Annotated in this window: 1 pseudogene; it reads right to left on the reverse strand. The window is 52.4% G+C overall.

Annotated features, from left to right (window positions below):
- A pseudogene (locus tag AC0L3B_RS38885) lies at positions 1 to 328 on the reverse strand (hypothetical protein); the annotation flags it as partial.

Genomic DNA, 328 nt, shown 5'->3' on the forward strand with positions numbered 1-328 from the left:
GGCAACCCATCGCTCGGTTGCTGGCCCTTTGTGTTTGGCAAAATGGGCTTTTGCTGTTTGTTCTGCGTTGACTGAAATACTCTCGAAGGAGCCTTCCAGAAGGCTGGGCAGACCTTCGAAATTAAACGCTGGTATATCCACCATCTTGAAAGCTGGACGGCTCATTATCTGTTGGGATGCCCGAGCTTCGTTCAGTTGCCTGTCGGTCTCAACAATCTGGGCGTCGACATCTTTAATTGGCTTGAGCTTGGTAAATTGGCTGACCGACAAATTACCTCTATACCCCTGCAATGCCCCCTCGGCGGCGGCGACCTTCGCGGTACAGTCC

It is taken from the genome of Bradyrhizobium sp. Kon56 (assembly GCF_055807635.1).